The sequence below is a fragment of the Pseudobutyrivibrio sp. JW11 genome (assembly GCF_900115355.1).
Taxonomy (GTDB): Bacteria; Bacillota; Clostridia; order Lachnospirales; family Lachnospiraceae; genus Pseudobutyrivibrio; species Pseudobutyrivibrio ruminis.
In genome coordinates this window covers 1-8,586 of the sequence record NZ_FOWB01000029.1, presented here as the reverse complement: position 1 = coordinate 8,586, position 8,586 = coordinate 1, and the positions used below count along the sequence as shown (strand labels likewise).

At 35.2% G+C, this 8,586-nt stretch carries 6 protein-coding genes; all 6 read right to left on the bottom strand.

Annotated features, from left to right (window positions below; all coding sequences use genetic code 11):
* The coding region (locus BM102_RS14055; RefSeq protein WP_143085503.1) for a hypothetical protein at window positions 1–269 on the bottom strand (269 nt) is incomplete at its 3' end.
* A gap of 14 nt (window positions 270–283) precedes the next feature.
* On the bottom strand, window positions 284–526 hold the full coding sequence (locus tag BM102_RS14050) for an EsaB/YukD family protein (protein WP_143085502.1): 243 nt from the start codon (window positions 524–526) through the stop codon (window positions 284–286).
* A gap of 12 nt (window positions 527–538) precedes the next feature.
* Window positions 539–4,789, bottom strand: a complete 4,251-nt coding sequence (gene essC / locus BM102_RS14045; protein WP_090482989.1) for a type VII secretion protein EssC — start codon at window positions 4,787–4,789, stop codon at window positions 539–541.
* A 73-nt stretch (window positions 4,790–4,862) separates the two neighbouring features.
* Window positions 4,863–5,078: a hypothetical protein gene (locus BM102_RS14040; RefSeq protein ID WP_090482987.1), complete on the bottom strand. Its 216-nt coding sequence runs from the start codon at window positions 5,076–5,078 to the stop codon at window positions 4,863–4,865.
* Window positions 5,075–5,806 (bottom strand): hypothetical protein, encoded by a 732-nt coding sequence (locus BM102_RS14035; RefSeq protein ID WP_143085501.1) that lies wholly within the window; start codon window positions 5,804–5,806, stop codon window positions 5,075–5,077. The genes BM102_RS14040 and BM102_RS14035 overlap by 4 nt, the downstream gene beginning before the upstream one ends.
* Window positions 5,807–5,817: 11 nt before the next feature.
* Window positions 5,818–8,586 (bottom strand): RHS repeat-associated core domain-containing protein (locus tag BM102_RS14030; RefSeq protein WP_143085500.1); only part of this gene is annotated, 2,769 nt, incomplete at its 5' end.

Genomic DNA, 8,586 nt, shown 5'->3' with positions numbered 1-8,586 from the left:
TCCATAAGCTTTTGAATATCATTTGTGATATCTACTAGAAGTGGCTTTTGTCTTTCTTCTATGAAATGCTTTGCACTATCAGCCTCTGGGCCTTTATGAGTTTCATCATTTGCAAATGCTTCAAATGCGGTAATTAACGCATCTGACATTTCAAGGAACTCGTTATAAACCTTTTGACATTCATCAAAATAACTTCTTAGTGCTGCAACATCCCACTCTATATCTACTTCGCCTACTTCTATGTTCCCCTTCTCGTCTGCGTATGACATAATCTCTTCTCCCTTTACTGTGCAAAAATTGTAGTACCTGTTCTAATTCCAAGCTCAGAAATGGTCATATCCCCTTTGATTAAGGCTATTGGGTTTTCTGAGCGCATATAAAACCCCTTCGAATTTACTTCATCTACACCTAAATCAAAAGCAACATTTAGTCCATGAAGCAATTCGTCAGCCGTAATATTACTTGGAATCTCTACGTCTATTGTTTTTCCTGCGTTATTAAACATTATGATAATTGTATCTCGCATTTTTTCACCCAATTATTCCATAGTTTTTAATCTTATAATCTTGCCCTCTTTAGTGTAATATGCATCGCCTTTTGCATTTTCTTTTTTAATCTGCCTAATAGCTTGTGCTGGAATATTTACAAGCTTGATATTTTTCAAATCCTCGAAGAATAGCATGTTTCCTCTGTTTCTTACATCTAATAGGATTTGATTAGAACCTGCAGCCAATGCAATATTTGGCAAATTTGTAAAGATAAAACTTATTTTGCAGTTTGCATATGCACTTATTATCTGCAAATATTCTTGCTTTAGTTCAGCATGGCTATTAATTACATCTGCAACCTTTGGATCATTGAATACCACTACTTTCAATGGTTCATTCTCAAGACTTTCATTTCTTTCAAGTATCTCTTTACGATTAATAGCTGTTTGACGCAATGATTCCATGATATCAACTAATTCCATAGAATTATCTGTGTAGTCATAGATGGCTAATGTATCACATATAGCCTTCAACGATCCCTTTGCATCATCTATAACAGTCAGCTTTATTGCATTGCTTCCTGCTTCTGTTGCCATCTTTTTAAGTATGTATCTAACATATGAATCACGTCCAAGCTCATCTCTACCATAGATTCCAGTTACAACATTTTCCAAAATATTGTTATATACTGGCTCTACATTTGAGTAGGCCAAACCTACAACCAAATTGTAGTCCTTGATTTTTGTTGAACCGAATCTGCTGCTCCAATACTCATCATTAAGTGTTGGAGGGATAAACTTAACGGCTTCAGCTGTACTTTCACCATACTTATCATTACAAGCCTGAATAAACTCATTGATTTTTGATAAACGTTCAACCTCTTTACCCATTGAAAACGCCAAGTATGTTTGGAATTCCATGACTTCATTATCAATTTTGATAAGACCTCTACCTGGATTTTCATCAGGCTGCATTTTGCATCTATCAAGTAATTCAGAATACTGGCCTCGCTCGTTGCAATTCATTGCTATCTTTGTCGAGAAGTTGGTTAGAAGTTTGTATCCTATTCCTGACATCTGCTGATTTGTTACAACTATAGAAATACCCAGCGCAACTCCATCTCGACAAATTTTTATGAACTGAGCTTCTATTTCAGGGTAAGTCTCTCTAAAAGCGGTGTAATTTTCAAGGAATACTACGATTTGTGGTAAATCCTTATTTCCAGCTTCTTTATAAGCTCCAAAAGAACTTAATCCTATTGTGGAAAGAACTTCACGTCGTTCGTCTATCTTCTTTTGCAACATTTCGATAAAGTTCTTTAGCTTTTCATCTTCCGCTAAAGTTACTACCGCACCAACATGATTTAACTTTGAAAAAGCCTTTAGTGCCATCGATGCAAAATCTAATATATAAATATTTACCTCTGATGGAGAATACTGACTAGCCAATCCATAGATGAGGTTTTGAACTAGGTATGTTTTACCTGCCAATGAGGCACCAAGTATAAACACATGGCTTTGTGTTAAATTCAAAATAAGCTCATTCTGAGACTGCCTTGCTGGGTCATCGTATATACCAACTGGTAAAGCAACATCACTTCCTTCAACTTTTATCTTAGAAGGATATTCAATGATTTCTGCAAGAGGTGGTAAACAGATTTCCTGTAGTTTCTTAATCTTTTCTTCCTTGCAGTATTCATCAATGTATTTAACAATTGCATCTAATTCAGTAACAGTATTATCATTTTGCTCAGGTTTCTGAGAATAAACTACTGTTTTGCGTCCTGCTAAATCAACCTTTGAAATTTCAAACTTCTTGATGGCTTTCACTTTGCCATCTGAAATATAGGCTCCACTATATGCAGACTGAAACAGCTCAAAAATTTCATTATTACCTACTTGGAGATATGCTCTACCTGGCTCTCTGATTTCTGCAGCAAGTGGTGACTTCAATACTTCATTACTATCTGATTTATCTTGAACTTTCAGACATAACTTAAACTTTGAATTACTCCAAATCTGGTCATTTACAACACCTGCTGGCTTCTGGGTTGCCAGTATCAGATGCACACCCAAGCTTCGTCCTATACGTGCAGCACTTATAAGCTCTTTCATAAATTCCGGTTGCTCGCTCTTAAGCTCTGCAAACTCATCCACTATCAATATCAAATGTGGTAATGGTGTTGGTGTAACTCCTTCTTTGAATAGTTTTATATAATCATCAATCCTATTCACATCATATTTTGCAAAAAGTTCCTGTCTTTTTATTAACTCAGCCTTAATAGACATCAATGATCTATTAATTTGCTTACCATCAATATTGGTGATTGCTCCATTTAAGTGTGGCAAGCTTCTGAACTGATTTGCCATACCACCACCTTTAAAATCGATGATAATAAAACTAACTTCGTATGGATGAAACAATGTGGCCATTGAAAGAATATATGTCTGCAAAATTTCAGATTTACCTGAACCTGTTGTACCTGCAACAAGTCCATGTGGACCATGATACTTTTCATGTATATCAAGATATACCACTTCACCACCCGACTTTACGCCTAATGGTGCTGCCATACTACTATAGACTTTTGATTCATTCCATCTATCTTCAAGAGATATATCCTCTACCTTCTTTACATCAAGCAACTCATACAGTGAGATATTCTTTCTTAAATCACTTTCCAATGTTGGTTCTTTGATATATATAGGTGCAAGCTTATTAGAACATTGCTCTGCAATTTCTTTACTAACATGAGTATATGTAAAATCTTGTAATTCTGTGCCATCTGATAAATCTTGTATGAAACCTTGGAAATTGTCATCATCCAAAAATACACCCAGCTCACAAGCTTTATTCAAAAATTCCTCTTTCTCCTCAAAGAAAAGAAATGTAAATCCTAGACTTCTAGCGACCTCAAAATATTTGCTAACTGGATGATCTGATAAACGTTCTGAACGAAACGCAAATACGATATAGTCCGGCAGTTCTTCTATCTGCTCTTTTTTTAATCCCTCTCGTTTAGATATTTCCGAATACAGATTACCTAATACGCTTTTAGCGCTTTCGTCATCATACATTACATTGCGCATACCTGTATTTTCATCAAATGTATTAGGTAACCATCTAACCCATTCTAAATATGGTGCATAGACTTCATCTAACAAAAAAATCATTTTTACATCTGTAAATGATTCTTGACCAGCTATAGTCAAAATCACATTTTTCATCATGTGATACAGTTTTGTTCTATTTCCAATGAAACCTATTGCATTGACCTTTCCAATAGGTAATGTTACCGGCATATCTGCAATATACTCATACTTATCATGAAGATATTCAGGATAGTCTATCAAATCATCATATACATGTAGATACTCCTGCTTTTTATATTCTACTTGAAGCTGGGATTTTACATTTCCTGTACCAATTCGAACATCCAAGTAGTCCTCATGAGATTTTTGTTTTTCAAAAAGATTAGGTGAAAAAGACTGAATCCTATCAATTGTTTCTTCTATTGATGGGTTTCGCTTAGTCATTATAAGCTTTTCTTCTGCTCTGGCTTTCTGTATATCTGCTTCCTTCTTTTCTATATAAGCAGCATATTTTTTTACTCTTTCTTTTGTCTTCTTCTTATACTCTTTGCCGTTATCGAAGTATGTCCATACAGACATGGCTGCGCCTACAAGCATTGTTGCAGCAAAATAAATGATGTACATAATACCGCCGCGCATCATTCTACTTCTTATAAATATCATCAATAAAAATGACACTACAACCGGGGTTAATGTCATCAATAAATTTCTCTTTGGCTCTTGTGGCGGTGTTTCCGGATTTAACACTTCCAGTTTTTCATCAGGGAGTTCATAAAGATATCTAGCATTTCTGTAGAATTCAGGATACACCATTGCTTTTCCTGACTCTGACAGATCTTTATTAGGAAACTGTGTTTTGATTCTATAAGCCATTGATGTTTTAATGGTGTATTCTTCAAAGAAAAAAGATACGTTTCCTACAGTCAAAAAACTATTTATTTTAAACGCATTTACACCTGATTCTGCTTCTACACCATTGATATAGTATTTAAAACTATCGCTCTCGCAGCTAGCTTCAAAACCATCTTTTGTTCTTTGAATTCTTATCTCTACACATGATTCTTTATCACATGAAAAAGATATATCACTTCTAGAGGTATTACCTATGACAAACTCATTTCTTCCTACTGTACTGATTTCCATGTCATAGGTTACCTTTGCATTTCTTATTCTTCTGCCTTCTGTATTATTTGTTATTCCCGCTTCCAATCTTTATTCTCCGTTTAAATTTAATCTTTTAATGAATACAAGTTCACCAATGCACTTCTATAAGACAGTACTCTTATTTCGTTAAGGATTTCGTCTTTCTATCCTTTTGATATTTTTTTGCCAGCAATACTATACATGCTATTTCCAATATTACAAAAATAGCCACCATACACATTAAAATGTATTCCTCTATTTTCAATAATATTATAAGCACTATACCCATTATTATTGTTTCTAATCCTAATCCAATTATTAACTTTTTATACGTTTTATTCATTTTTCCTTTCATCTCTCAACTTCTAATAGACATTCTATTCTATTTAATCCACTTTTATTAACTCTAAATATTTTTACTTCTGTAAGACCGTTAGAAATCATATAGCTATTATCACATTTTTTTACTTTAAAGTGTTCTTCATCACTTGTAATTAATTTCTGTATAAATAGCTGATTGACACAAATCCAATTTCGACTTTTAGAAATGGATAAATTGAATGATGAACTTAGTATGAACCCTGTAAGTAAAACAAGATTAATCCAAATGCATATGAGCATTGTCTTTTTTTCGATCTTGTAAATATTTGAGTATCTTATTAGCAATAATATTATCCATGCGATAGATGAACTAAGCTGTGCTACCAAAAAAATTTTTCTTGCAGATGCATACTTATAAATATTGATTTTATCGTGGTTTACGGACATAATTACCAAGAATAATATTATCTCCATTAAGAATACACATAATGCAAAGTTTATTAACTCCGACGCCTCTGTTTCTGAGTCAAATATATTTAATAAATATCTCCACGACTTTTCAAATACATCATTTACTGCCAGAATAATCACCCACATCACAACCATGGTTTTTACCAAATAATTAGTTTTTTTCTTTTTTATATTCTCTATTCGATCATTTGTATAAAATTGTGACATACAATACAAAGTAACCATAGGGTATCCAAAAACTATTAAACTATGTAGTATTAGTAATAAAATCTTTTCAAAATTTGTACTCATTATAATCTCCATCATTTACCTTCAATATCACAATTATCTTTACCCTCCGTAATTTTATCTATTACGGCTGATGAAACTTGTCCTAGTATGCCCTGATTTTTTAAATCATGAATACCGTACCATAATAGTTGTTCTATACTATTTGGATTAGTTGATTGATATGCTCCATCTAATAAATCTCCAAATACACCTCCTATAATCCCTTGGGAAACACCATTAAATGTTGCTTTTAGTGTTAATTTATTTATATCTAGCGAATTATCACCACGCTCTGCTGCATTTATAATTTCATTAGTGGCAGTTCCCGTAATACCTCCTAACATATTTCCTAAAAATCCTCCTCCCGTCATACATGCAATTTTACTTGTGGAAAATGATGACCAGAAACCTGAACTAAATGATTTACCAGTTGCCATACTCACCAAACCGCCCACTGTTCCAGTTACAACATCTTTGCCCTTTATTACTGCTGCGCTTACTGTTTCAAAAGTTGCACCTTCTGCTAAGACTGCACCTACACCAGAAACTAAAGTTCCACCTATAACTGCTCCAGCCGCTGTATTACCAGCAGCTTTTATCAGATTTGCATGTTCATCATTGTTCCAATCAGATAAAACTGATATATCATATGCAACACCTGCACCTACTACAGCTCCAGCCGCTATCAATGGAACAGAGACAGGTGCTGTAGCTGTAGCTAAAACAATACCTCCGGCTACTGCTGCTGTTGTAGCAATTGCCATTCCTGCCACCGCCAACCCATCTCGTACATCGAAATCTTTTAAGCTTAGCCATTGTCCATTTTTATCAATATACGTATATGGAGAATTTATGCAATAACTATAACTATTTATTGTGCAAGGATACTCGATAACTCCTTTTTTTACATCTTCCCCAACAAACCTACCATTCTCAGCACTATAAAATCTCGCCTGCGCAAACTTAAGCCCTGAAACCTCATCCTCTTGGTAGCCAGTGAATGCAAATGGCTGAATGATATTGCCATTTGTGGTGTAATCATGCTTTCTTTGCTTGCCTGTTCTTGGGTCGATGTTTCGTCCAAAGTCATCGAATGCATATGATGATACTGCTACTCCATCTGTACCTGTCATGTACATAGGACTTCCCAGCTCATCCTGGAGGTAATAGTAGTTATTACCTGCCTTCGACATGCTGATCACGTTATTGTCATAGATGAAAGATTCTTTTTCTCCATTTACTGTGCGCTCAAGTAAGTTATAGTAGTCTCTTGAAAGGTCGCATAAGTATTCTATTTTTTCTTCTGGTCTTGTAGATGCCACCCTAAAGCCAAGGCCGTTATACTGATTCTCTAGCTCTCCCTTTGTAGCGTCTTTTACCTTTGCAAGCATGTTTGTTGCATCAAAAGTAAAGGTCTTTTCTAAGAGACCATCTACAAATTCTTTTGTCTGATTACCACGTTTATCGTAGTCGTATGTTTTTACGATTGCCTGCCTATTATTTAATTCTTTTGCTTCTACTAGTCTATCAAGTACGTCGTATGTGTATGAAGTCTTTGTTTCATTTTCTACAAGACTTGTCCTATTACCAAAAGCATCATACTCGTAAGCTGATTTAGTCTTACCATTTAAACTTGATTCTGTAAGGCGGCCTATTGCATCATACTTGTAATCATACTGACCTGATACCGCATCAAGTCCTCTTCTCTTTCTATTTATGCCGCTGATAAGTCCTGTGTTGTCATAGGTATAGAAGTACTTATCAAGAACACCTTCTTTATCATGACTTTCCATGCTGTGTAGATTACCGCCTGGAAGGTATGAGTACTCCTGCATTACGCCATTGGCAAAGCTTTTGTTTACAAGCCTACCAAACTCATCATATCTATAAAAAGTCTCTTCTCCGTTTCCTACAACAGCTGCAAGCTTTCCTTCTTCATCGTATGAATAGCTTGCCACTCTTCCATCTGGATATGTAAGCTTGGTCTTTTCTCCGATAGAATTGTATTCATAGCCTACAGTTCTATTTTGATAATCAGTTACTTTAGTTAGACGGCCTAAGATATCATTTTCAAGTGTGGTCTTTCCAAGCCAGTCGTTTATCTCATTGAGCTGATTTAATTCGTTATAAGAAAAGGCTACACTTCTACCATCTGCATAGCCTACCTCTGTTACTGCTCCAAGGTTATTGTATGCATATGTTGTGGTATAGTTATCCCTATCAGTCTTAGTCTTTAGACGTCCGTACTGGTCATACTCGTATGTTTCTTCCTGACCAAGGGCATCTGTTACATTTGTAAGCTGACCAGATAAGTTATACGAGTAGAGTGTGACATGACCATCTTTACCTACTACAGGCATTCTCTCGTCTTTGTTTTCGATAGTGCCTTCTGCTCTATGAACTGACTGAAGGTTATCAAGGGCATCATAGGTGTAGGCTGTTTCATTTCCTAGTGCATCTACTACACTTTTTAGTCTTCCTGTTTGTGTGTATGTGTAAAGTGTTGTGCTTCTTCCATCCACTACCTTTGTGGCTCTTCCCATTGCATCATACTCGTATGATACTGTTCTTCCATCTGAGCCTTCTACTTTTGAAACTCTACTTAAAACATCATAGCTATAGCTAATCTTATAGCCATCAGCAAATACTCTTGCTTCAACACGACCTACATTGTCATACTTTAAAAGCTGCTCTATCTTTCCACAGAAATAGATTACATTTAGTTTTCCTGCATTGGTGTATTCAAATCTTCTTACTCTTCCTGCAGCATCTGTGATTGTTTCTATTTCTCCAAGCCTGCT

What these genes read in the sequence shown, in the direction of transcription:
- BM102_RS14050 (WP_143085502.1), bottom strand. Translation starts at nt 526, where the DNA reads ATGCGAGATACAATTATCATAATGTTTAATAACGCAGGAAAAACAATA.
- BM102_RS14040 (WP_090482987.1), bottom strand. Translation starts at nt 5,078, where the DNA reads ATGAAAGGAAAAATGAATAAAACGTATAAAAAGTTAATAATTGGATTA.
- BM102_RS14035 (WP_143085501.1), bottom strand. Translation starts at nt 5,806, where the DNA reads ATGAGTACAAATTTTGAAAAGATTTTATTACTAATACTACATAGTTTA.